A 24,871-nucleotide genomic window follows, 5' to 3' on the forward strand; every position below is an offset into this window, starting at 1 on the left:
ATATTATATTCACCAACATTCTCTACTATTAATAGATATTGCAAAACTAATCTATTGGAAAAAGGTAATTTCCTTTTTTTTCATGATACATTTTCATTTTTTCCTTTTCAATGAAGAAGGAATAGAAAATATTTTAACGAAATGTATGTATAGGATAACAATTTATGCGGAGGTGATTTTGGTGGGAAAAGTAATTGCTATTTTTAATCAAAAAGGCGGGGTAGGAAAGACGACAACCAATGTCAATCTAAGTGCTTGTCTTGCAGTGAAAGGGAAAAAGATACTTGTTATTGATATTGATCCTCAGGGCAATACAAGCAGTGGATTAGGAATTGATAAAAATAGTCTGCCTACTTCAATGTACGATTTAATTATTGGAAATGCCGATATATCTCAGTGTATTTATGAAACCAATCGAGAAAATCTTTCTATTGTTCCTTCTAGCGTCCAACTGGCAGGGGCTGAAATCGAATTGACAGATTTAGAAGGCAGAGAAATGCGTTTAAAACAAGCGATACAGGATGTAAAACATGCTTATGATTATATTTTTGTGGATTGTCCTCCTTCCCTGGGACTTTTGACGATTAACTCACTGACTGCCGTAGATAGTGTCCTTATTCCTATTCAATGTGAGTATTATGCTCTGGAAGGTGTAAGCCAATTAATGAATACCATTGAATTGGTAAAGAAGAATTTGAATCCAAGCCTCGATATTCAGGGGGTAGTATTAAGCATGTTCGACGGTAGGACGAACCTATCGATACAGGTTGTAGATGAGGTAAAGAAATACTTCAAAGGCAAAGTATATACAACCCTAATTCCCAGAAATGTAAGGTTGGCTGAAGCACCTAGCTATGGCTTGTCTATTATCGAGTATGATGCAAAATCTAAAGGCGCAGAGGCCTATAGTGAACTAGCTGAAGAGTTTTTAGACCTAGAAGAGGATGTGATTTAATTGACGAAGATGAAAGGTGGCCTTGGAAAAGGCTTAAATGCATTGATACCAGAGCGAAAGATTGAACCTTCGAGCGTTGAAGTAAAAAAGGGTGATGCCTTGAAAGTTAGTATTCATGATATTAAACCTAATCGTAGCCAGCCTAGAAAAGATTTTGCTAAGGATAAGCTAGCGGTGTTGGTTGATTCTATAAAGCTTCATGGCGTCATACAACCTATTATAGTTAGAGCCGCGGATGCTGGATACGAGATTGTAGCAGGAGAACGGAGGTGGAGGGCGGCTAGAGAAGCGGGGCTTAAGGAAATACCGTGTATTATTAAAGAATTGAATGATCAGCAAGGTATGGAAATTGCTTTAATTGAGAATCTTCAAAGGGAGGATTTAAACCCTATTGAAGAGGCCCTTGCATTTAAACACCTACTGGATACATACCGATTAACGCAGGAAGAAATTTCGAATGCCATTGGAAAGAGTAGACCTCATATCGCAAACACCATGAGACTATTGAATCTCGATGAGATGATTCAAGAAATGCTTATTCAAAGTCAAATTTCTAGTGGGCATGCCAGAGCTCTTTTGCGTTTGGAAAATCCTACGCTACAACAAAGGCTGGGTAGAGAAGTGGTTACAAAAGGGTTATCTGTTCGAGAGACAGAGACTTTGATTGGTAAACTGCTAGATGGGAGCCTTAGAAAAGAATCGCTTAAAAAACAAAAAGACACGAGTTTACTCGATCTGGAAGAGACCCTGAAAAGTATACTGGGAACAAAGGTGAGCATTGTCAAGGGAAAGAAAAAAGGGAAAATAGAGATTGAATATTATAGTGATGATGAACTAGAGCGTTTGATTGACTATTTGCAAAAAAGATAGGCATGTTTCACGTGAAACACTTTTAAAAGTGATTATATAAAAATGGCAGAATAGATATATTTTCTGCCATTTTTATGTTATGGACAGGAACTTCACAATATAATATGATAAAAAAGAGAGAGTCTAGTGTATGAATCAAGTTTCCCTAAGCCCTGATGGAGATACTTTTTTGATTATTATTCTTTGGTTTGAAAGTAGTTTACAGATGGAGATGAAATGCTATAATCACATATCCATACAGCATAACTGCTTTTAAAATTGTTCTTATAGAATTAGACGTTTAATACATCAATTTGTTGCAAAAAAACAATGCTTTAAAGAGGTAATTATTGGAATTGCTGCTTTGCTAAACTTTTCTATCTATGAAACGCATATTCCAATATACTTTATTGATTCTATCGAAAGATGTACCCTCCAAAATAAATCTATTAGAAATGAGAGATGCCTATGGAAAAAATTATATATCAAGTAGATGCATTTACAGATAAAAGATTCGGAGGAAATCCTGCGGGGGTAGTGCCAGATGCCAGAGGATTAACAGATCAACAGATGTTAAAGATCGCTAAGGAAATGAATCTATCGGAAACTGCTTTTGTCATTCCTATGAAGCAGGATGGCGTAGACTATGAGGTGAGATTCTTTACGCCTGAGCAAGAGGTTGATTTGTGTGGACATGCCACGATCGGTACTTTCTATGCTCTTGCTGAAAAAGGATACATTGAAGGTAAGGATGGACTGTTTACTATAAGGCAAAAAACAAAGGCGGGTATTTTACCGGTAGAAATCTACTTTAAGAATGACAAGATTGATAAAGTGATGATGACCCAAGCACAGCCTGAATTTCTATCGCATATTACTGATCTAAAGGAGTTGGCAGAAATATTTGGGATTGATGAGGCGGATTTTGGGATTGGAAAGCAGATTTTTTATCCGCAGGGGATATCTACAGGACTACCTGATTTGATGATGCCGGTGAAATGTTTAGACGTGCTAAAGAAGTTGAAGCCTAACAAAGGGAAATTGATAGATTTCAGCAATAGAAATGGACTTGTTGGTGTCCATGCCTTTACTCTAGAAACGGAAGAAAAGGAATCCTTTTTGGCTTGTAGAAACTTTGCTCCAGCTGTAGGTATTGACGAAGAAGCGGCTACAGGAACATCCAATGGTGCCCTTGGAGCCTTCCTAATTCGGAATAATATTGTTGAGCTTAAAGATGGATTTACCTTTACTTGCGAACAAGGCTATTATATGGATCGACCAAGCAAAATAGTAGTAAAACTTGAGGGTAATAAAGATGATTTTTCTGTCAAAGTAGGAGGCCAGGCGGTGATTACCTTAGAAGGGGTTATCATTTACGCATAAGTTTTTCAAATGATTGGAGTCACTTAAAACGAAGTGGCTCCTTTTGTATAGTGAACATAATTGTAGAATGGTGTGTCGTAAGATAGAGGCTGAGATCATATCCTGTAGAGACCTGGCATGCCTGTTCCACATTGTAGGGTCGATTCACGAATCGACCGTTGTCCATAAATACTGCCTATTTTGTTGCACATCTTTTATTAAATATGAGTTTAGCTTATAGATCAAATTTTGCACGAGAATAATACTGTAGAATCCATATATTCCTATGAAAATTTGATATAATATATAAGGAAGCAAATGAAGGAGGATGGATATGAGCGAAGAAAAATTCATGGAAACAGTTTTAGATATTCCAGATGAAATTTATGAAATAGAGTTTACACCTATGGAAGAAAGATTATCGGGCAGTGAATTAGAGTCAGGGTTTAAAAAGCTAAAAAAGGAGATTGGTGAGGTTGAATTCCAAAAATACTTTAATGTATTGATTGATATTAAAAAATACCAGAAAGATATGTGGATTATTACCTTTAGTGAAAACCACTGTGCAATCATTATAAGGGAATATTATGATATTTTAAAAAATGTCTTTGACGTAAGCAATATCCGTGTAATTGTTCAGTCCAGATAAGATACATATCTTCCATTGGAAGAACATAATGAATCTTTTCTAAATAAAATGTAAGCAGAATAAAGTTTCAAAGGTTTTTATCATAAAAAAGGAAAATTGTTTCACGTGAAACATTAAATGCAATAAAGATATTTTGGAGATGCTTTAAAGATATTTATGGGGGTGAAATGATGATTTATTTGGATAATGCTGCAACCACTTTCCCGAAGCCGGAGGCAGTGTATCAAGCAGTAGATCAGTGTATGCGTGGTTTTGGTGCCAATCCTGGAAGATCTGGACACAAGATGGCATTAGACGCTGGAAGGGCGATCTATAAAACAAGAGAATTGTTGTGTAGATTGTTTAATATCGACAATCCTATGCAGGTAATATTTACAAGCAATGCAACGGACTCATTAAATCTTGCTTTAAAAGGAGTGCTTAAGGCAGGAGATCATGTTATTACCACCAGCATGGAGCACAATTCAATGATACGTCCCATCATGTCCTTAAAGGAAATTGGAGTGGAGCATACCGTTGTGCAGTGTAGTGAAACTGGTGAACTAGACCCTGAAAAGATAAGAGCTGCAATTCAACAAAACACAAAGCTTATTGCGATGACCCATGCATCAAACATCACAGGGACATTAATGCCAGTGGCTAAGGTAGGGAAGATCGCAAAAGAAAAAGGTGTTTTGCTATTGGTGGATGCGGCACAAACAGCAGGAATCTACGCCATCGATGTAGAGGAGATGCAGATTGATCTATTGGCAGCCCCGGGGCATAAAGGGCTCATGGGTCCTCAGGGAACAGGAATTCTTTATATTCGAGATGGGATAGAGCTAAGACATATGAAAGAGGGCGGTACTGGCAGTAAGTCAGAGTCTCTGCTACAACCAGAAATCATACCTGATCGCTATGAAAGCGGTACCCCCAATACACCAGGAATTGCAGGGTTAGGCGCGGGTATAGAATTTATTCTATCCACAGGATTAGATAACATCCGAAAGCATGAAGAAGATTTAACGGCTCATATGCTTTCAGAGCTAAAGAAAATCCAAGGGATAAAAATATATGGACCTCAGGATCATACAAAGCAGGCGGCGGTAATATCCATTAATATTGGTGAAGAGGATTCTTCAGAAGTAAGCTATGTATTAGATAAGGTGTTTGAAGTTGCTGTCCGTTCTGGGCTTCATTGTGCTCCATTGGCCCATCAAACCATAGGGACCTTTGAGCAAGGAACAGTAAGATTTAGTATTGGATACTTTAATACAAGGGAAGATATTGATAAAGCCATAGAAGCATTAAAGAAGATTTGTGAGGAATTAGTGGTGTAAGATATCGTGTGAATATTTTATGATATTAGTAGTGAACGTTTGTAGAATGATGCGACATAAGATGGTTCCGTAGGGGGTGCCCATTGGGCGTCAATGATGGGGTCATTACCAGGCAGAACGGATGTGCAATGCACGCTCCTGCGATATGGCGCATTTTTATATGATGTGTAAAAGAGTCTGTGATGAAAATACAGACTCTTTTGTTATTAGTGAAATAACATGAGATATAAAAGGACTGTATTAAAATGACATAGAAAAAAATAGTAGATGAATTCAAGCGACAAGTTCTTTCATTTTTTGTCAGTCCATGAGATAATAAATACGTTAAAATATCTTAAGTGGAATTGAGGGGATCGGTGTGGATTTATTATTTAACTTCATAAAGGAAAATGGGGAATTATTCATCCTATACAGTGGGGTTGCCAACATTTTTCTACTCATCATGTGGATCGTCCAGATGAGCAAAACCTCTAGATTAGATAAAAAGTATAGCGATTTGGCAAAAGGATTAGATGGAAAAAACCTAGAAGAAATTATTTATCGTTATTATGAAAGAATCGATCAGGCGGATATTCATATGAACAAAATAGACCAGCGATTGGGAATGATAGAAGGCAAATTACTGAAGAGTATTCAAAAGGTGGGTATGATACGTTACAATGCTTTCAATGATACTGGGGGAGATCTAAGCTTTTCTATTGCACTCTTGGATGAAGAGCATAATGGCTTTATTCTAACAAGTATTTATGGTAGAAGCAGCACGACGGTGTATGGAAAGCCTGTGAAGAAAGGGAAGTCATCCTACACCCTTTCAGCAGAAGAGCTCCAAGCGTTAGACCGTGCCAAGAATAATTCTCTAGATGAATATGCTAAAGCAATTTCTTAGGAACTTTGAATGGATTGGATGTTCATCATTAACCCTGTTGCTGGGAAGGGAAAAGGGAGAATCATTGCTCAGCAGATTCATCAATTCATGAAGGATAAAGTTATCCCCTATGACATACGGTTTACCCGATACAAAGGAGATGGAGAAATCCTAGCAAAGGAAGCGGTGATAAGGGGTTGTAGCACGATCATTGCTGTAGGTGGAGATGGAACCATCTATGAGGTGATCAATGGTATGGGGCTTAAAACTGCTGCATTAGGCATCGTTCCCAGTGGAACAGGAAATGATTTGGCCAAGACCCTAGGCATACCAAAAAGTCCCATGAAGGCATTAAAGATTATCTATGGAGGACATAAGGTAATCATTGATTGCGGTCAGGCCAATGGACGGTATTTTCTAAACGTAGCTAGTGTAGGTTTAGATGCAGAGATTGTAAAGGAAACGGAAAATATTAAAAAATATATAAAAGGACCCTCCGCTTATGCGGTTGGCGTATTGAAGACGCTGTTACATTTTCGAAATAAAGAAATTCTCCTAGAGATTGATGGGATACAAATTAAGCGGCAGATCATGCTTGTGGCAGTAGCCAATGGCAGATATTACGGTGGTGGAATGAAAATCGCACCACAAGCAGAAATCGAAGATGGATATTTTGATATATGCATTATCAATAGGATATCCAAGGGTAAGCTGCTAAGACTGTTTCCTACTATTTTTTCTGGAGAACATATGAAGATAAAAGAAGTAGAGTTAATCAGAGGAAAAATAATAAAGATAAGTGGAATAGAGAGGCTAATGCTGAATGTAGATGGTGATATTGTTGGAGAAGCGCCTGTATCTATAGAAATCTATCGTGGTGGAATAGAGGTTTTTGTACCCCAGTAGATCCTAGACATATAGAATCAGGTATTTTTAGAATGTTTTTTTAAAAAAGGGTATAAAGGATAAACCTTCTAGTCATAATACACCTAGGAGGTGTTGAAATGCCTAAGGTCATAGCTATTCCACCCGGACTAGAAGCAGTAGGAAAACAATTAGAAGCACGGGGGTACGAGGTTGTTGATGAACGCTATCAAGGGTACGTGGACACCATATTGTATGATAGCAATTATAGCAAACTTGGTTACCTAACGAATTTTGATAATGTCATTGACATGGATCAAGGAGCCCTTGTGGTGAATGCAAGAGGAAAAAACGTAGATGAAATCATCGAGGCCATCGAACGAGGGAGTTATGAATCTTTATTTTAAATGAAAAGAAAATTTGAGGAGCAGGCAAGCTTAGAATAGTCTTGGCTGCTCCTTTGCATTTTCATGAAGGTATTTCCAAAGGCCATACTGAATGCCATCGGAGATGGTATCCGCCATCTTCATGACAAGACTTAAACGGGTGTTTTGAAGGACGATATATTCCATAAAGCCACCCAGATTAACAATACCAGTAACATGGATATCTCCAACAGGAGGAAGGTCTTTATTTACACCTGCACCAGGTCGCAGGGGACCATGGGACATATTAATGCAGCCTACACGTTCTACTTTACCTAAGCAGGCATCAATGGCAATAACGAAAGGTTTTTTATATGAACGATAAACATGATCGATGGAGTTTTTTAAATTTTTTGCATGGACAGGATCATCCAGGGTACCATGGACAAATACATTTTGATATCTCTTTAGTATTCGTTGTAACTTATAGCCGATCAAAGGGCCGAGAGAATCACCAGTGGAACGATCTGTTCCAATACACATAATGACCAAATCACCATACTGTTCAGTATTATAGTATGTATGCAAATAGTCTATAAAGATCTTACTAAAGGCAGAAGCCGCCATAGGTGTTTGGACATTGACGGAATGATCTGTGGTGGGTGTAATCGCATTCATGATAGTTTGTACCACTCCCTTCTAGTTTAATATATTAAAGTTTGTCCGAAACATGCCTATAAAATACATAATAAAAAGCTCAAGGGAAAGGGAGGGCTTTAAGAAAGATAGCAAAAGCGGATAAAAGACGAACTTCCCAACAGTATGAAAAAAAGCATGAAGGGATAAAATAGAAATGAAATAATGATTTCCAGAAAAAACGGAAATTTTTCTTTTTTTTCAAGACAATTCAATATTGAAAATAGAGAAGTTACTGTCTATTAGAGAGAATGTATTTAAAATACATAAATATACACAAGCAGATTTTTGTTGAGGGAGCTGAAGAAAGTCATGACAACAAGGACAGCAATCTATGATGTAGTTATTGTTGGAGCAGGACCTGGAGGGGCAACGGCAGCAAGGGAGCTAGGAGATAAAGGACTAAACGTTCTGATGATCGATAAAAAAATTTTTCCCAGAGATAAGACATGTGGGGGGTTTGTTCCAGCAAAGGCATTGAATGAATTAGGATTCAATTTACCAAGAGAGTTTATACGCAATGAAATCTACAACATATCCCTATATGGCAAAGGATTAGGAAAGTCAAGCTATCATAGCAATGAACCATTGGGAGTTACCATCCCTAGAATAGATCTAGATCAATTTCTAGTCAATAAGGCCATAGGGCAAGGAGTACGTTTTATAGATGAAACGCGATTTTATCATATGGAGCAACAAAGAAATATATTTAAAATATATACTTCTTCTGGAGAGTATTATTGCAAAATTCTTCTTGGTAGTGATGGGGTCTTTAGCAAGGTAAGAAAATACGTAGGGGATTATCCCTCTATAAGCCCATACAAAACTGGTTTTACGATTAGTTCAATACTGGAAAAAAAACAAGGGGACTCCAATGATGATTTTAAATTATTTGGTATTCCTGTGGCATTTTCTATGGGTTGGGCGATTCCCATGGGAGAGAAGGCTATCAATGTTGGAATTGGAGGCCCTATGTTTAAGAAACAGGAACTGCTAGAGGAATTTCAAGATTATATGAAAAGGTTAAATGCAATTTATCAATTAGAGGATACAAAGATAAAAATAAAGGGTGGATTTTTACCAGCAGGAGGTTTTAAAAGAAGAATTGTGAAAGATAATATTCTGCTGGTTGGTGATGCAGCGGGCTTTGCAGACCCCCATACAGGAGAAGGTATCTATTATGCAATTCGAAGTGGAAAGATTGCAGCAGAGGAAATTAAGAAAGGAAATCTGATGTCATACCAGGAACGATGCATTAAGGAGTTCTCACCTCGATTTAAAAAGGCACTATTTGAAACAGCCCTAGGATTCAGAAAAGAATATATGGATATAAAGATATTAAGGGAAAGAAAATGTAAATCCTTTGTAAGGCTCATGTAAAGCTGCAAAAATATAATTCGGGACTCAAAATAAATAAAAAAGAATTTAAAAAAAGAGGATTCTAAGAAAAAAAGGAGAATTTATAAAAACATCGTATTCAAAATATTTATTGGGGGTCGACATTGCATGGAAATTTTAAGCTTGGGGGAAAAGATCAAGCTGCACCGAAAGAGATTGAACATGACACTAAAAGATCTGGCCGGAGATCGTATTACAGCTGCCCAGATCAGCCATATAGAAAGAGACAAGTCCTACCCGAGTCAGGACCTGTTAAAATATTTTGCCAAACGGCTTGATGTCACGGTGGACTATTTAGTCGAAACCAGAGAAGCACAGTTGAAAAGACATTGTGAAGCCATTTTATTAGAAGCTGAAACTTTAGTCTATAAAGAGAATTATGAAAAAGCTATTGCAAAGATTTCTAGTATGGTAGAGCTTACGGAAAAATATGAAGTGTTAGCCATAGATGCAAAAGCAAAATATCTATTGGGGACTATCTACTTGAAAAGTAAAGAAAATGTAAAGGCAGCTCGCTATCTGGAAGAAAGTATGAGGCTTTATACACGGGTTGGAGATTATGAAGGCGTGATACTAAGTTATCTACAGCTAGGTACCGCCTATTATAATAAAAACTATTTCCATTCTGCCCTAGACAAGTTCAATCAGGCAGAAGTAGTCATTCACAAGAGAAAAATGGTAGACAAAGAACTGGAATTCAAAACTTATTACCATATTTCCCTTTGTTATGTAAACTTGGGAAAAGGAAATGAAGCCATAGATTATGCCTTAAAGGCCAAAGAGATACAGAAACAAATTGAAAATTCCTATGAGTATGGTGAGACATTATCCTTATTGGCTTCAGGACATATGGAAAATGGAGATGTAGAGATGGCCATGAAATGCTTAGAAAAGGCTTTGGAGATGTACAAGCAAAGCAATGAAAAGAAGGAGCTGGCTCTCATCGAAGATAACTTAGGTCATATCTATATGAAAACTGAAAAATATGATCAAGCTTTAGCGCATTTAGACAAAGCCTATCATTTAAAGAAAGAAATACAGGATGATTCCTTGGCAGATACTATACTGGCCTATGCCAATTATTATATTCATAAAAAAGATTATGATCAAGCGCATCTGTTAATTTCTGAAGCTTTAGAAATTGGAGAAGAACGTGATGAGGAAAGATATAAAGTAAATGCACTAAAAAGTAAAGCAAAAATCTATAAGGAAATGGCAGAAAATCATAAGGCTATAGAAATCATTGAAGAAATTATTGAACTTTTGAGGAAAACAGAGATGCCTAAAGAATTAGCAAAAAGCTATCTAGAATTGGCAGAACTGTTTGCATTGATAGGAGAAGACCATAAAAGTGTGGCGTGTTATCAAAAGGGAGTAGATATTCTGAAAAAAGTATTTGTTATTAGCTTTTAAGAAAATCAGAGGAGCAGAAATGAATCTGCTCTTTTTTAGCACATAGGAAATCTATGGAATTGGACAAACTATTATTGGTAAAATTTTACCATTATGCTATAATGAAAAGCAAAAAAGATAGGTGAATAAAAATGCTGAGATATCTTACGGCAGGCGAATCCCATGGAAAATGTCTGATGGGTATTATAGAGGGTTTCCCTGCCAATGTGCCTATAGATATAGAAATGGTGAATACAGATTTGCGGCGAAGGCAGAAGGGGTATGGCCGCGGTGGACGTATGGAAATTGAAAAGGATGAAATTGAAATCCTTTCTGGTGTTCGAGGAGGTAAAACACTGGGAAGCCCTATAGCCTTTCGTATTGCCAACCGGGACTATGAAAACTGGGAACGTTATATGAATCCTTTGGAAGTGGATGTAGAAGGGCGAAAGGTTACAAAGCCAAGGCCTGGCCATGGAGATCTGGCTGGCGCTATAAAGTATGGTTTTCACGATATTCGAAATGTTTTGGAAAGAAGTAGTGCCAGGGAAACAGCAGTACGAACAGCCATTGGCAGCATCGCAAAGCAGCTTCTTTTGATTTTTGGTATAGCAGGTGTTAGCCATGTGACTGCCATTGGTGGTGTAAGTCTTCGGGAGAAAATAGAAGACTTTGAAAGGCTTAAAATGGCGGAACAATCTTCTGTACATTGTGTAGATCCTTTGGTAGAGCAGAAGATGATCCAGGAAATTGAAAGGGCAAAAAGCACTGGTGACTCTCTGGGAGGTGTTTTCGAGATACATATCAAAGGGGCACCTGTGGGACTAGGGAGCTACGTCCACTGGGATCGAAAACTGGATGCCAGGCTTGCCCAAGGCCTTATGAGCATACAAGGCATCAAAGGCATAGAGGTAGGATGGGGATTTGTGGGTGCAAGCCTACAAGGTTCTCAAGTCCATGACGAAATCTTTTATAATGCAAATACGGGTTACTATCGAGAATCAAATCGAGCTGGTGGCATTGAAGGTGGTATGTCCAATGGAGAGAATATCGTTTTAAGATGTGCCATGAAGCCTATTCCTACCCTATACAAGCCCTTAAAGAGTGTAGACATAGAAACAAAGGAGCCCTTTGTCGCCAGCGTGGAACGAAGTGATACCTGTGCTGTACCTTCAGCAGCCATTGTAGGAGAAATGGTGGCACTGACCATTATTGCTGAAGAATTTTTAAAAAAATTTGGTGGAGATTCTTTAGAGGAGATAGAGGAACGATGGAAAAACTACAAATCGATTTAGGAGAGAAGTCTTATCCCATATATATTGGAAGTGGATTGCTAGAAAGACTGGAAGATTATATAGATACTGCGGATCAGTGGGTAGTTATTACCGATGAAAATCTGGAGTCTCTATATGAGGCTTGGTTGAAACAGACCCTTAAAAATAAAACAGTCTATAAGATTGTGATTGTACCAGGGGAGGAAAGTAAAAATATTCATACGGTTGTAGAGATTATAGACTATCTACATGAAATAGGATGTACAAGGCAAAGCAAGATTTTAGCCTTTGGAGGCGGTGTTGTTGGAGATATTGCAGGGTTTTGTGCATCTATCTATATGCGAGGGATAGAATATATCCAGATGCCAACGACTTTATTGGCTCAAGTAGATAGCAGTGTGGGGGGCAAAACGGGTATTAATATTGCCCAGGGAAAAAATATTATGGGGACATTTTATCAACCTCAAGCAGTCATTATTGATGTGAATCTGCTGCGTACCCTATCTAAAAGAGATTTTATGAGTGGTCTAGGAGAAGTGGTGAAGTATGGCGTCATTTATGATTATGATTTTTTCCAATATATACGAAGTCATAGGGACGAGATTTTTTCCTTGGATCAAGCATGCATCGGCTATATCATCAAAAGATGCTGTGAGATAAAGGCTGGCATTGTGTCGCAGGATGAAAAGGAAAAGGGAATGAGGAAAATACTGAACTTTGGTCATACCATAGGTCATGCGTTGGAGTCAATCACAGCCTATGAAAAATATACCCATGGTGAAGCCGTATGGGTGGGAATGTATCATGAAATTTTGTTGGCGGAGAGGTTAGGATTAATAAAACATGATTATTTTGAGGAACTCTTAGACTTTTTTCAAGCCATGGGCGTTTCATACGATATATCTGCCTACGACAAAGAAGGTCTTATAGACATGATGAGTAAAGATAAGAAAAATCTGCATGGAAAGATTTCCTTCATTCTTCCCATCGATCGGAGTAAGGTAGTGGAGAAGCTTCTTTCAAGGGAAGAACTTCAGTGGTAAAAGGGAAGGTGAAGCCAAATGTTTATTAAGCCATTACATAGGGTGAAAGAAGTCATCGATATACCTGGAGACAAATCCATATCTCATCGAGGGATCATATTTTCTGCTATTGCCCAGGGTGAAAGTCAGCTATATAACTTTCTAACAGGGGAGGATTGCCTACGTACCATCGATTGCTTTCAAAAGCTAGGCGTTTCTATTAAAATGGAAAAAGATTTTGTAAAGATAAGGGGTGTAGGACTCAGAGGGCTAAAGGTACCTGAAGAGAGATTAGATGTTGGAAATTCAGGAACAACCATTCGATTGATGTCAGGACTTCTGAGTGGCCAGAATTTTGACTGTGAGATTACAGGAGACGCTTCTATACAGCGAAGGCCCATGGATCGGATAATCCTGCCATTGAAACAGATGGGTGCCAGTATAGAAGGAATAGAGGCAGAAAATCTTGCACCCCTTAGGATCAAAGGAAAAATGCTGCAAGGAATCTCCTATGATTCACCGATTGCCAGTGCACAAGTAAAGTCTGCCATTCTATTGGCCGGTCTGTATGCTCAGGGAGAGACCCGTATTCGTGAACCCTATCTATCAAGGAATCATACGGAAATAATGCTTAAGGATATGGGAGCAGATATTAGAGAAGAAGGATTACAGGTGATTTGCAGACCAGGCAATGTACTGTATGGTAAAGAACGGAGGGTACCAGGGGATATCTCCTCCGCTGCTTTTTTTCTTGTCTTGGGTGCAATATTAGGGGATAGTGATATTCTTTTAAGAAATGTGGGAATCAACCCGACCCGAACAGGAAGCCTGGATGTCCTCATGGAAATGGGAGGTCAAATCAGAATCCTGAACGTTCGGGAAGAATGTGGGGAAAGAATTGGAGATATCAGGGTAAAGGGAAGTACTTTGAAGGGTATTGAGATTGGGGGAGCCTTGATACCAAGATTAATCGATGAAATCCCCGTGCTGGCGGTGGCAGCAGCCTTCGCCGAGGGAACAACGGTGATTAAAGATGCTCAAGAGCTGAAGGTAAAGGAAAGCAATCGAATTGATGCGCTAGTGACAGAATTAAAAAAAATTGGTGTAGATATAGAGCAAAAAGAGGATGGTATGGTGATTCGAGGAGGTAAAGGGATCAAGGGTGGAAAAATAAATAGCTATGGAGATCACCGTATTGCTATGGCTATGACGATTGCAGGATTGGGAAGTGAAGAAGGGGTAGAAGTCGACACACTAGAATGTGCAGCCGTATCCTTTCCATACTTTTATGATATTATAGAAAGGATGATGAATCATGAACAGTAGAATCAATGGAGGTACAGCCCTATATGGCGTGATAGGATATCCCATATCCCATAGCTTGTCTCCTGAAATTCATAATACTATTTTCGACCTATGCCGTGAAAACAGGATCTATCTACCCGTAAGCATACCACCCCAAGGATTAAAAGATTCTATTGCTATGTTACGAAATAGTTTTAAGGGATTCAATGTAACCATCCCTCACAAAGAAACGATTATGGAATACTTAGATGATATCGAAGAAAAGGCTCTTTGGTATGGCGCTGTCAATACAGTGAAGGTTGACAATGGAAAAATGACTGGCTATAATACCGATGGTTATGGATTTACAAGAAGCCTTCAGGAGGAGGGAATTACCTTAAAAGGGAAGCGAATCCTGCTAATTGGGGCTGGTGGCGCTGCCCGTATTGCAGCCCATGAAATCCTTTTGCAAGGGGGAATACTGACCATTGCTAACCGCAGTGATGATAGAGCCTATAAGCTAAAAGAGGTCTTAGAAATCAATCTAAAAGCAGAAAACATAGAAGTGTTGAGCTTAGATCAGGTAGAGGCAAACTTTGATTGCATCATCAATGCCACTCCATTAGGGATGTCTTCATGGGAAGGAGAGATGCCTGTGAGGGAAGAGGCGTTAAGGAACGCTCCCTGGATATTTGATATGGTGTACAATCCCTATGAAACGAAACTTCTAAAGCTGGGAAAGATGCATGGCTGTGGTGTAAAGAATGGATTTTCTATGTTATTTTATCAAGCGATAAAAGCTCAAGAAATATGGACTGGGAAGACCTTAATGGAAGATGAACAGCGCTTGCTATATAAGGAAATTGAAGATTATTTCGTTGGAAAAATGAACTGGAAGATTGGTGAATAAAAGAAATCTATCAGGTCATAACCCATGGGAAAGCATCTCTATAAAGAAGTAGGAGGGGAAGCATTGAACCAATTGGAAAAATTACGTCAAGAAATTGACAGTTGTGATCAAATCATCGTGAGGGCCTTGGAAGAACGAATGAAGGCTGCAATGAAGGTCTTAGACTATAAAAGAAGCAAAGGTATACCTATCTTTCAGCCTGAAAGAGAGCAACTGGTACTAGAGAAGGCTCTGGCTCAGCTCACCCATAAAGACTTTTCCAGGGAAATAGAAAAGATTTATCTAGAAATTATGCGGAATAGTCGAAAGCTTCAATCAAAACAGCTCTTTCCCTATAATATCGTGCTCATAGGATTCATGGGAGCAGGAAAGAGCACAGTAGGAGCGCATTTGTCCAAGCTCTTAGAGATGGAGTGGATCGATGTGGATCAAAAGATTGAAGTACATCAGGGAATGAAGATTCATGAAATGTTTGATGTTTATGGAGAAGCATATTTCCGGGATATAGAAACCCAGGTGGTTCATGAAATTCAAGATCGAGAAAATACAATCCTTTCCTGCGGCGGCGGTGTAGTGTTGAGGGCTGAAAATATAGAAGTATTGAAGAAAAATGGGCGGGTGGTACTACTACAGGCAGAGGCTGAAACGATTTATGGGCGTATTAAGGATGATTGTTCCAGACCACTATTAAGAAACCAAATGACGGTATCGGCTATTGCCCATCGGTTAGAAGAAAGAAAACAGCGGTACTATGAAGCAGCAGACTACATTATTGATACAGATGATAAGGATATTCCTGCGGTATGTCAGGAGATTATTTCTGAGTTATTAAAAACTGAAAAATAGAATAGAGCAATAAATTTTTCAATCTTGGTCTGCGTACGTTCGTGCGCAGATTTTATTTTACTATGGATAAAATTAGAAGTTGCAAAAAAATAAAAAAAGGAATACACTATATTTAGATAATTAGATATTTATCTAAATATATAAATATATTAAAGGAGGCAGTGAATGGACGAATACCAAGGAAAGGGAGGAGAACGTCTTGAATGATGTTTTTAAGGCATTAGCAGATCCTACAAGAAGAAAAATTTTGAAGATGCTTCGAGACAAAGACTTATCAGCAGGAGAAATTGCGGATGCTTTTCATATCAGCAAGCCCTCTATTAGTCATCATTTAAACTTACTAAAACAAGCAAACCTCGTGCTTAGCGACAAACAGGGACAGAATATTTATTATTCTTTAAACACAACGATTTTCCAAGAGGTCATGCAATGGTTCTTTGAGTTTTCAGAAAGGGGAGAGTCTGATGAAAATAAATAAATGGATTGTCGTAATGGTTTTACTTTCAATTATTGGAACGATTTTTGTATACCAATATTTGCCTGATACTGTACCGGGGCATTGGAATTTAAGTGGAGAAATTGATCGATATGATAAAAAAGAAATGGTATTTGTTACAGCTTTATTGCCTCTTATCCTGCATCTTTTGATGGTGTTTTTACCTAATCTTGACCCTAAAAAGGCTTCCTATCTTAAACATGAAAAGGCTTATGCTATGTTCCAGATAGCGATCGTTATTTTTTTAATAGCTATTCATTGGGTGGTCCTTGCATCCGCTTTGGGGTATGATGTGAATACAGGAAAGTTTGTAAGGATTGGGTTAGGGATTTTGTTCGTGATCATTGGGAATTATATGAGTCAAATTCGCCATAACTATTTCTTTGGTATAAAGAATCCTTGGACATTAGCCAATGAAGAGGTTTGGACAAAAACCCACCGTTTGGGAGGATATGGGTTCATCTTATCGGGCATTTTTGCTTTCCTTAGTGTTTTTCTTCAAAATGCGGTTGCTTTTAAGGTAATGATGATTGGGATATTTGGACCAGTAATTGGCGTAAATATTTATTCTTATTGGTTATATCAAAAGATAAAAAAAGTATCTTAAGGGTTAGAGAATAAGAAGAGGCTCCATAGAAAATAACGGAATAGAGAAAACTCCTGGAGAGAAAAATAAATAGAGGGTTTATATAAATAATAGACAGGAGCAATGCTAATGCAATGCGACTTCATGGAAAAAGAGGTAATGATTCCAGGGGAATACCTCCTAAGTGCAACTATAACCATACCCAAACAGGAGCAGGCGGTCATTCCAGGGATTTTAATGATTCCCGGCACAGGAAATGTGGATAGAGATGAAAACTTTACATTTTTGTCCATGAATATACTGAAAGATTTATCCCAGGTTATGGTTCAAGAAGGATTTGTTACCTTGAGATATGACAAAAGAGGGGTTGGAAAGAGCGGTGGAAGTTTTTATAGGGCAAGTTTTTGGGACTTAGTGGAGGATGCAAAAGCAGCGTTAGACTTTCTAAGGGCTCAGCCCTATGTGGATAGAAAACGGATCATCGCCCTTGGACATAGTGAAGGAGCAATCATCGCAGCTGCTCTCTATGGTAAGGTAGCAGTAGATGGGATGATTCTGCTTTGTGGGTTTGCCCATAGCCTGGAAGAGATCATCGAAAGAAGGAAAAATAGAATTCTACAGGATTTGGATCATATAAAGGGAATAAAGGGATTGTTACTCCGACTCCTTAAGGCCAAGGCATTTTTAGATTGGCAGTATAGGGCAACAAAGAAAAAAGTCATGAAAGATAAGAGAACCGTTATTCGGATAAAAGGGAAAAGGCTAAATGTCCAATGGTTGCGAGAGCATTTCCAATATAATGTGATGACGGATCTAAAAAAAGTAAATTGTCCTACGCTGGTATTAGGAGGATCAGCTGACGTACAAGCGGCATCTTCTCAGGTGGAGGAGATTGCTCAGGCAATAAAAGGACCCGTAGAAAGCCATGTGATCCATAATTTAAGTCATATTCTCCGAAAAGATCCAATGGCAGGCTCTGTGCTGGGAGGGATCCTAGACTATTGGCAACAGGCAGAGAAGCCAATAGATCCAGAGGTAATTCAGATTCTTACCGAATGGCTAAAAAGATTTAAAGAATAGAAAAAGAACAAAATGTCCTTACAATTTTTGTAAGGACATTTTGTTCTTTTGATGGTAAACAAGCAAAGAAAATAAGAAAAAATATTAATGGAAATATTTACAAAAATATTCATAAATTAATGTATAGATGTATAAAATGAAATAGGTATATATTGGCGAAGCCTTGTAATACCTTAATTTGCTAGAAAGTATGGTTTCCCATAAATTACCACATAAAAACGGCGAATATTTATTCGAAATTTATATTTATTCAGAATTATTAATAAACATTTCTATTTTCCTCTTAAAAATAGGGTGATATAATCGGTATTGTATTATTCGACACGACAGATTTGATTTGAAACCTACGATTACTTGTTAAAAAAATCATTGAAAAATAATTTTACTATATTATCGCAAAATAGGAGGCAATAACACATGAACATTAGTTTAATTGGTGTACCAATGAATTATGGCTGTGACCGGGAAGGGGCCCAATACGGTCCAGAAAAGCTGAGAGAAAAGAAAATCGTAGAGGTGATCAAAAAGTACAACCATAGCATCTATGATTTTGGAAATCTATATGTACCGAAGGTATCAGAAGAAGAGAAATACGCTTTCCATAAAAAAATGAAATATTTAAAGCCGATTGTTGAAGTGAATACAAACCTAGCCCATAATGTGTACAGTGCGCTAGCTGCGGGAAATTTCCCCTTTGTGATTGGCGGAGATCACTCCCTTGGACTAGGGAGCATTGCAGGGGCTAGTAAATTTTATGATAATCTAGCTGTTGTATGGATCGACGCCCATGGAGATATTAATACCCATGAAACTTCTCCATCTGGAAATGTTCATGGTATGCCGTTGGCTGCAGCCATGGGTGTAGGATGCCCTTCTTTAACAGATGTGTATTATAAAGGGATTAAAGTAAAGCCGCAAAATGTGTTTATTATCGGAGCAAGGGATCTCGATGAAGGGGAGATTCAGTTAGCAAAAGAAAAGAATTTAAATTTGTATACGATGGATGATATTAAAACAATCGGTGTAAATGCTATGGTAGAAGAGATTACCAGAAAGTTAAAGGAAAACAATGTAGAAGCGGTACACATGAGCTTTGATCTGGATGCATTGGATTCAGAGATCGTACCAGGAACAGGTACCCCTGTACGGGATGGAATGACCATGGATGAGGTAAAATATGTATTCAAGCATTTAATGGATACCCAGCTAGTAAAATCCATGGACTTGGTTGAGTTAAACACCCATCTGGATCAGGATGATGTTACAGCAGAAGTGGCCATTGAGCTAGTGGATTGGGCGTTCCAATTAATTGCATAAAATAAAACAAAAGCAGCTGAAGCGTTAGGCTGCTTTTGTTTTATTTTAAGAAAAAATTCAACCCTGGTTATATTTCTCCTCAGAAAGCCATAGATATGCAACAATCCCTATTGTGTAAGAGGAGGAATCAGAAAGATGGATCAAAGCTATATTCTATTGCTTGCTATTTTGATACTGGGCTTGTTTTCAAAGAATGATGCCATTGCCATAGCAAGCACCATATTGATTTTGCTAAAGCTTTTAAAGTTAGAGATGCTTTTTCCAAAGTTAGAGGCCCATGGGTTGAATGTGGGTGTAATCATATTAACCATTAGTTTTCTTGCTCCCATGGCATCAGGCAAATACGAAATGAAAGAAATTATTCAATCTTTGAAAAATCCATTGGGCATTTCCGCTGTTTTAGCGGGGGCTGTTGTCATCCTATTGTCAGCCAAAGGATACCGACTGATTACTGATGATCCTACGGTAATCGTTCCTATTGTATTTGGTTCAATCTTGGGTTTGATCGCATTTCGAGGTGTACCCGTAGGGCCTTTGATTGCATCGGGATTAACAGTCATGCTGTATGAAGCTTATAAATGGATTGCAAAATATTTTACTTGATGGGCAGAAAGAAGGAGGGTTTTAAAGAAAAATGTGGAATGATATTGGATATAAATGGAAGGTTGGTTAGACAAAAGGAGCGTGATTCATCGTGTATAGGGTATTATCTATAATCAATGTCGTCCTTATATTTATTCCCATCATATTTAGCGTAAAGTATTTAATCATTCATTTTAAAGATCGAAGCTTATTGCTAAATATCGTTTTACTTGGACTTTTTTCCTGGGCTTTACTTGATTACTGCGAGGCATTTTATCTAAGCAGCTTTGGTGACTATGCCATTGAAGAATTCTTAGAGCAGGGACATAGCTTAGGAGAGATTATAAGGTATATGGTGAGTGCATCCATTGCCGTTATATTAGGCTTTGCTGTACGAAGAAAGATGGAATACAGAGCGCCCTCTACTTATGGGAGTGATGATGAGCGTTGGGAGAATTGGCTGAAGCAGCGAAAGGTAAAGAAATAAAAAAAGAAGGTGGTGAAGATCGCCTTCTTTTGCATTTCTATTCAGAGGAAAAAGCATATTTCTGTAAAAAACATAGAAACTATATGATATATACTATAAAGATTTGCGTGTAGGAGGAAAAAATGGCATACATTCTTTTAATCGTTGGATTTGTATTATTGATCAAGGGCGCAGATTATTTTGTAGAGGGAGCCTCAGGGATTGCCAAGACACTAAGAATCCCGCCCATATTAATTGGACTGACAATTGTTGCCTTTGGCACCAGCTCCCCAGAAGCTGCGGTAAGTATCGGGGCAGCCATTAAGGGAAGTAATGGCATAGCCCTAGGGAATGTCATTGGCAGCAATATATTTAATATTTCTTTTGTTGTTGGTATTACAGCCATATTAAATCCGTTACAAGTAGAGAGAGAGACGGTAAAAAAAGAAATTCCCTTTACCCTATTATCCAGTATACTCCTACTGATTCTCATTGGAGATGTCGTGCTACAGCAATATCCGATCAATGAGATTACGCGGGCTGATGGACTTGTACTACTGGCTTTCTTTTCTATATTTATGTTTTATCTACTGGAGGTAGCCCTTCATAGCCGAGAAAAGAGCAGCGAGGAAGATATAGCAACAACCAAAGGCAGTATTATAAAACAAATTGTATTTTCTGTGGCTGGACTAGGCGCTATTATTTTTGGAGGCGAGGTGGTAGTGCGCAGCAGTACGGTGATTGCCAAACAATTTGGTATGAGTGAGACCTTGATAGGATTAACGATTGTGGCTGTAGGAACATCCCTACCAGAGTTGATTACATCCGTGGTGGCAGCGCTAAAAAAACAAAGTGATATTGCCGTTGGAAATATTGTAGGAAGTAATATCTTTAATATTCTTTTTATACTAGGAACTTCATCCCTCATTACTACGATTTCCGTAGAATCAAAACTATTTTTTGATATGATTTTGATGATTGGATATACCTTATTGTTATTAATTTTTTCGAGAACCCATCACAAAATAACAAAAGCAGAAGGGATGATCCTTCTACTGTCCTATATTGCATATATGATCTTTATTATTATGAGAAAGTGATTCAATAGGATAATGAAAAAATTTCTAGGAAAGGCTAGTTGCTTATACCCAATAACCTATAGTATTCATTTAAAACGTCGTGAAGCTCATTGCTAAGGACTATGAGTTCTGGGGCATGGAGATCTTCATGATGAGACAATAAGCTTAATAGTTTTTCTCGCAGCAATTCGATTTGGTATCTTAGTTCAGCAATTCTATCCATAAGTCCTCCTAAGTGCATCGACATATTTAGGACTATTATACTATTTCTTTACAAAATTCGAAATAGCATAAGTGAGAAATTAAATGAAATCTATAATAGCGGATCAGTTTACATTTTATCCCATAGAAAATAATCCGTAGAGAGAGAAGAAAATAAAGGATATCACCATTATAATTTTCATGAATACAATAGATAGTAAAACGCAATAAGTAGGTGAGTATTCGTGAATTTCGTAAGATATAACTCAGATTTTCGAAATCTGGTGGTTGGTGCCGATACAAAGGTTCCTACCATAAATGGCAGCTATGTGACAGCGATTAATTTTGATAATGCAGCAACCACCCCACCTTTTGTATCCGTTTTGCAGGAAGTAATTAATTTTGCACCATGGTATTCTTCTGCCCATCGGGGGACAGGGTATAAATCTCAATTTTCCTCAAATCTTTATGAACAGAGTCGAGAAATCATTGCTAGATTTGTTAATGCAGATACAAGGGAAAACACCGTAGTTTTTGTGAAGAATACAACGGAGGCTATTAATAAGTTGGCGTATCGGCTCTGTGATGGAAAAAGAAGAAATATAATCCTTTCTACCTGCATGGAGCACCATTCTAACGACCTGCCGTGGAGGGATAAATGCAAGATAGACTATGTGGAGGTTGATGAATGTGGAAGGCTTTCCATGGAGGATTTAGAAAAAAAGCTGAGAAGATATAGGGACTCCTTAGGACTGGTGGTCGTAACAGGAGCCTCCAATGTGACAGGCTATAAAAATCCTATTCATGAAATTGCAACACTGACTCACAAGTATCATGGAAAGATATTGGTGGATGGTGCTCAATTAATTCCTCACGTTCCATTTGATATGAAACCAGAAGATTCTCCTGAACATATAGATTATGTTGTATTCTCAGCCCATAAAATGTATGCTCCCTTTGGCATTGGTGTTTTGATTGGACCCAAGAAGACTTTTGAAGAGGGAGACCCGGTGGACGTGGGAGGAGGAACGGTAGATATTGTTACCCATGATTTTATTCGTTGGGCCATACCCCCCCATAAGGAGGAAGCTGGTTCTCCCAATATCATTGGAGCGGTAGCCTTGGCAGCAGCCGTTCGGACATTGGAAATGTTGGGAATGGAGAATGTGGAGAGATATGAAAAAAGTTTAACAGACTATGCACTGCAAAGAATGAAAACCGTTCCAGGTATCAAACTCTATGGAAATAAGGAGAATTGCCAAGATCGTGTAGCCATTGTTCCTTTTAACATGGAAGGAATTCCTCATGGGGTGTTGGCTACAATTCTGTCCCATGAAGGCGGGATTGCCGTTCGGAACGGTTGTTTCTGCGCCCAACCCTATGTTCAGAGATTATTGAAAATACCCAGTGAAGAAGTAAAGAAAAGAATAGAGGATCCTACCATGGAGCATCCAGGAATGGTTCGTATTAGTTTTGGAATTTATAATCAGTATAGAGAGATTGATATATTGATTCACATGCTCCATAGAATTGCTGCCTATAAAGAGCAATATCTATTTAAATATACAGATACACCGAAGATTCTTGTATAATACCTTCCCTAGGAAGGTCTTTTTTTTGATAAAACGCTTTGTCTTTACATTTGATTCATTTTAGGACCTAGAGATAAATAAATCAAACAATGGATAGAACTTGTATTGCGGCATGAAAAACCAAGAGATTGGACAAACTACTTTTGTATAAGAAGGAAGCAGGGAAAAAACAGAAGGGGAGGTTTATCTATTGGGTAAGAAAATGACGCTGTTAATGTTTAGCGGAGATTATGATAAAGCATTGGCGGCTTTTATTATGGCCAATGCGGCAAGGGAAATGGACGTGGAGGTCACGATGTTTTTTGCTTTTTGGGGATTATGTATATTGAGGAGCCCAGAACATATGACCACCGAGAATAAAACAAATTTCGAAAAGATGTTTGGCATGATGACGCCCAAAGGACCAGAGGATCTGCCTTTATCTAAAATGAATTTCAGTGGTATAGGTAAACAAATGCTTCTAGAAATGATGGATGATGATGAAGCTCCTCATCTAACTGCTTTTGTGGAGGGCGCAAGGAAGAAGGGTGTGAAGTTCTATGGGTGTAAGCTGTCTATGGAAGTGATGGGATTGAAAAAAGAAGAATTGATTCCAGAATTAGAGATCGAAACCGCCCATACCTTTATTCAAGAAGCTTTAGAATCGGACATTCAATTGTTTATATAGGCAAAGTGCCTGCTGATAAGTAAGCAGGCACTTTATCTGTATATAGGAAATTATGGTTACATTTATTCTTTTCGATAGGATTTTAAAAACTTTCCTATAAAATACGCCCATAGGCTCAGTACCCAAGGAATGAAGGCGAGAACTAAGGTGAGGACAAGGTAATTTTCAATAGGAAGAAAGTAAGCCAATCCATATAATGGGCCAAAGCAAAGAAGAACAACAAAGGAATAAACTGAATACAGGATAGATCGAGGAAAATTAGAACCAACAATATAAGCCATAAGACCAACACCCCAATAAAGAGTTGTGACTAGATTGAAAAGTTTTTTTTCTTGCCACCCCATAATGATACTAAGTGATATCCACGTCAGCAAAAATACAAGGGTAGCAAGTGTGCCTAAAAGGGTAGGAGGAGAGTTCCATAAAAACTGATTGAAATTTACAGAGATTGAAAATATCCCACAAACAAAAATCAAGAAAAGACCTAACATTTCTCTTATCCCACTCCTTATATCTATACAAATCTACTGTTCAATACATTCTATACGAATTATAAGAATACATTCTTAAATTTTATCATTTTCAGACAGAAGACTCCCTCTTCAATCGTGTGAAGGGCGAGATGAATGTCGGTTGGCATTAGCCAAAACTTTCCTCAATAGTTAAAAGAAAAGTTAAATTCTAGTATAGAGCACATGCCGAGCAAATGCAGAACTAAACTCTATTTTTGAGACTAAACATTACTATTAATTTGC

The 24,871-nt window shown here is 38.1% G+C and carries 27 protein-coding genes; 24 read left to right on the top strand and 3 right to left on the bottom strand.

Annotated elements, in window-relative coordinates:
* The first annotated feature begins 181 nt into the window (after positions 1-181).
* The 8 genes from HNQ80_RS20530 to HNQ80_RS20565 all read left to right on the top strand — a co-directional run bounded on the left by HNQ80_RS20530 (position 182) and on the right by HNQ80_RS20565 (position 7,270).
* Positions 182-955 carry a ParA family protein gene (locus HNQ80_RS20530; protein ID WP_184312566.1) on the top strand — a complete coding sequence of 258 codons (774 nt, stop codon included), beginning with the start codon at positions 182-184 and terminating at the stop codon, positions 953-955.
* A 9-nt stretch (positions 956-964) separates the two neighbouring features.
* Complete coding sequence (locus HNQ80_RS20535) at positions 965-1,825, top strand: ParB/RepB/Spo0J family partition protein (protein ID WP_184312591.1); 861 nt, start codon at positions 965-967, stop codon at positions 1,823-1,825.
* A 447-nt stretch (positions 1,826-2,272) separates the two neighbouring features.
* Positions 2,273-3,187 carry a PhzF family phenazine biosynthesis protein gene (locus HNQ80_RS20540; RefSeq protein ID WP_184312567.1) on the top strand — a complete coding sequence of 305 codons (915 nt, stop codon included), beginning with the start codon at positions 2,273-2,275 and terminating at the stop codon, positions 3,185-3,187.
* Positions 3,188-3,500: 313 nt separating this feature from the next.
* A complete protein-coding gene (locus HNQ80_RS20545) occupies positions 3,501-3,815 on the top strand; it encodes a hypothetical protein (protein WP_184312568.1) in 315 nt (104 codons plus the stop codon).
* A gap of 170 nt (positions 3,816-3,985) precedes the next feature.
* Entirely contained in the window at positions 3,986-5,134 is a 1,149-nt protein-coding gene (locus HNQ80_RS20550) for an aminotransferase class V-fold PLP-dependent enzyme (protein ID WP_184312569.1), read from the top strand.
* A gap of 358 nt (positions 5,135-5,492) precedes the next feature.
* The gene (locus HNQ80_RS20555) at positions 5,493-6,020 is read left to right on the top strand and encodes a DUF4446 family protein (RefSeq protein ID WP_330602985.1); all 528 of its coding nucleotides are present in this window, start codon (positions 5,493-5,495) and stop codon (positions 6,018-6,020) included.
* Positions 6,021-6,029: 9 nt separating this feature from the next.
* Positions 6,030-6,905 carry a diacylglycerol/lipid kinase family protein gene (locus tag HNQ80_RS20560; protein ID WP_184312570.1) on the top strand — a complete coding sequence of 292 codons (876 nt, stop codon included), beginning with the start codon at positions 6,030-6,032 and terminating at the stop codon, positions 6,903-6,905.
* Positions 6,906-7,003: 98 nt separating this feature from the next.
* The gene (locus HNQ80_RS20565; RefSeq protein WP_184312571.1) at positions 7,004-7,270 is read left to right on the top strand and encodes a YkuS family protein; all 267 of its coding nucleotides are present in this window, start codon (positions 7,004-7,006) and stop codon (positions 7,268-7,270) included.
* A gap of 30 nt (positions 7,271-7,300) precedes the next feature.
* Here the strand turns inward: HNQ80_RS20565 and yyaC are convergent, their stop codons facing one another.
* Positions 7,301-7,906, bottom strand: a complete 606-nt coding sequence (yyaC, locus tag HNQ80_RS20570) for a spore protease YyaC (protein ID WP_207727125.1) — start codon at positions 7,904-7,906, stop codon at positions 7,301-7,303.
* A gap of 330 nt (positions 7,907-8,236) precedes the next feature.
* Between yyaC and HNQ80_RS20575 the strand changes: the two genes are divergently transcribed.
* The 14 genes from HNQ80_RS20575 to HNQ80_RS20640 all read left to right on the top strand — a co-directional run bounded on the left by HNQ80_RS20575 (position 8,237) and on the right by HNQ80_RS20640 (position 21,677).
* Positions 8,237-9,304 (top strand): geranylgeranyl reductase family protein, encoded by a 1,068-nt coding sequence (locus HNQ80_RS20575; RefSeq protein ID WP_184312572.1) that lies wholly within the window; start codon positions 8,237-8,239, stop codon positions 9,302-9,304.
* Between the two features lie 126 nt (positions 9,305-9,430).
* Positions 9,431-10,735, top strand: coding sequence for a helix-turn-helix domain-containing protein (locus tag HNQ80_RS20580; RefSeq protein ID WP_184312573.1), 1,305 nt, complete (start codon positions 9,431-9,433; stop codon positions 10,733-10,735).
* 131 nt (positions 10,736-10,866) lie between these two features.
* Complete coding sequence (gene aroC, locus HNQ80_RS20585; protein ID WP_279289018.1) at positions 10,867-12,009, top strand: chorismate synthase; 1,143 nt, start codon at positions 10,867-10,869, stop codon at positions 12,007-12,009.
* Complete coding sequence (aroB, locus tag HNQ80_RS20590; RefSeq protein WP_184312574.1) at positions 11,985-13,031, top strand: 3-dehydroquinate synthase; 1,047 nt, start codon at positions 11,985-11,987, stop codon at positions 13,029-13,031. Before aroC ends, aroB begins: the two co-directional genes overlap by 25 nt.
* Positions 13,032-13,049: 18 nt before the next feature.
* Positions 13,050-14,336, top strand: a complete 1,287-nt coding sequence (gene aroA, locus HNQ80_RS20595; RefSeq protein WP_184312575.1) for a 3-phosphoshikimate 1-carboxyvinyltransferase — start codon at positions 13,050-13,052, stop codon at positions 14,334-14,336.
* Positions 14,326-15,204 carry a shikimate dehydrogenase gene (aroE, locus tag HNQ80_RS20600; RefSeq protein WP_184312576.1) on the top strand — a complete coding sequence of 293 codons (879 nt, stop codon included), beginning with the start codon at positions 14,326-14,328 and terminating at the stop codon, positions 15,202-15,204. The genes aroA and aroE overlap by 11 nt, the downstream gene beginning before the upstream one ends.
* 63 nt (positions 15,205-15,267) lie before the next feature.
* The gene (locus HNQ80_RS20605) at positions 15,268-16,050 is read left to right on the top strand and encodes a chorismate mutase (RefSeq protein WP_184312577.1); all 783 of its coding nucleotides are present in this window, start codon (positions 15,268-15,270) and stop codon (positions 16,048-16,050) included.
* A 148-nt stretch (positions 16,051-16,198) separates the two neighbouring features.
* Positions 16,199-16,528: an autorepressor SdpR family transcription factor gene (locus HNQ80_RS20610; protein WP_184312595.1), complete on the top strand. Its 330-nt coding sequence runs from the start codon at positions 16,199-16,201 to the stop codon at positions 16,526-16,528.
* Complete coding sequence (locus tag HNQ80_RS20615; protein WP_184312578.1) at positions 16,515-17,153, top strand: SdpI family protein; 639 nt, start codon at positions 16,515-16,517, stop codon at positions 17,151-17,153. The genes HNQ80_RS20610 and HNQ80_RS20615 overlap by 14 nt, the downstream gene beginning before the upstream one ends.
* 108 nt (positions 17,154-17,261) lie before the next feature.
* On the top strand, positions 17,262-18,212 hold the full coding sequence (locus HNQ80_RS20620; protein WP_184312579.1) for an alpha/beta hydrolase family protein: 951 nt from the start codon (positions 17,262-17,264) through the stop codon (positions 18,210-18,212).
* Between the two features lie 417 nt (positions 18,213-18,629).
* The gene (rocF, locus tag HNQ80_RS20625; protein WP_184312580.1) at positions 18,630-19,529 is read left to right on the top strand and encodes an arginase; all 900 of its coding nucleotides are present in this window, start codon (positions 18,630-18,632) and stop codon (positions 19,527-19,529) included.
* Between the two features lie 135 nt (positions 19,530-19,664).
* Positions 19,665-20,132 carry a DUF441 domain-containing protein gene (locus HNQ80_RS20630; RefSeq protein ID WP_184312581.1) on the top strand — a complete coding sequence of 156 codons (468 nt, stop codon included), beginning with the start codon at positions 19,665-19,667 and terminating at the stop codon, positions 20,130-20,132.
* Positions 20,133-20,223: 91 nt separating this feature from the next.
* Positions 20,224-20,598, top strand: coding sequence for a hypothetical protein (locus HNQ80_RS20635; protein WP_184312582.1), 375 nt, complete (start codon positions 20,224-20,226; stop codon positions 20,596-20,598).
* Between the two features lie 122 nt (positions 20,599-20,720).
* Positions 20,721-21,677, top strand: a complete 957-nt coding sequence (locus HNQ80_RS20640) for a calcium/sodium antiporter (RefSeq protein ID WP_184312583.1) — start codon at positions 20,721-20,723, stop codon at positions 21,675-21,677.
* Between the two features lie 34 nt (positions 21,678-21,711).
* Here HNQ80_RS20640 and HNQ80_RS20645 read toward each other — a convergent pair whose 3' ends face one another.
* Positions 21,712-21,879 carry a Spo0E family sporulation regulatory protein-aspartic acid phosphatase gene (locus HNQ80_RS20645; protein ID WP_184312584.1) on the bottom strand — a complete coding sequence of 56 codons (168 nt, stop codon included), beginning with the start codon at positions 21,877-21,879 and terminating at the stop codon, positions 21,712-21,714.
* A 223-nt stretch (positions 21,880-22,102) separates the two neighbouring features.
* Between HNQ80_RS20645 and HNQ80_RS20650 the strand changes: the two genes are divergently transcribed.
* Both HNQ80_RS20650 and HNQ80_RS20655 read left to right on the top strand, forming a co-directional pair.
* Positions 22,103-23,449: an aminotransferase class V-fold PLP-dependent enzyme gene (locus HNQ80_RS20650; RefSeq protein WP_184312585.1), complete on the top strand. Its 1,347-nt coding sequence runs from the start codon at positions 22,103-22,105 to the stop codon at positions 23,447-23,449.
* Between the two features lie 190 nt (positions 23,450-23,639).
* Positions 23,640-24,116, top strand: coding sequence for a DsrE/DsrF/DrsH-like family protein (locus HNQ80_RS20655; RefSeq protein ID WP_184312586.1), 477 nt, complete (start codon positions 23,640-23,642; stop codon positions 24,114-24,116).
* Between the two features lie 62 nt (positions 24,117-24,178).
* On the opposite strand, the gene HNQ80_RS20660 is transcribed toward HNQ80_RS20655, so the two are convergent.
* Positions 24,179-24,607, bottom strand: coding sequence for a hypothetical protein (locus HNQ80_RS20660; RefSeq protein ID WP_184312587.1), 429 nt, complete (start codon positions 24,605-24,607; stop codon positions 24,179-24,181).
* Positions 24,608-24,871: the final 264 nt, after the last annotated feature.

Source organism: Anaerosolibacter carboniphilus (genome assembly GCF_014205875.1).
Classification (GTDB): domain Bacteria; phylum Bacillota; class Clostridia; order Peptostreptococcales; family Thermotaleaceae; genus Anaerosolibacter; species Anaerosolibacter carboniphilus.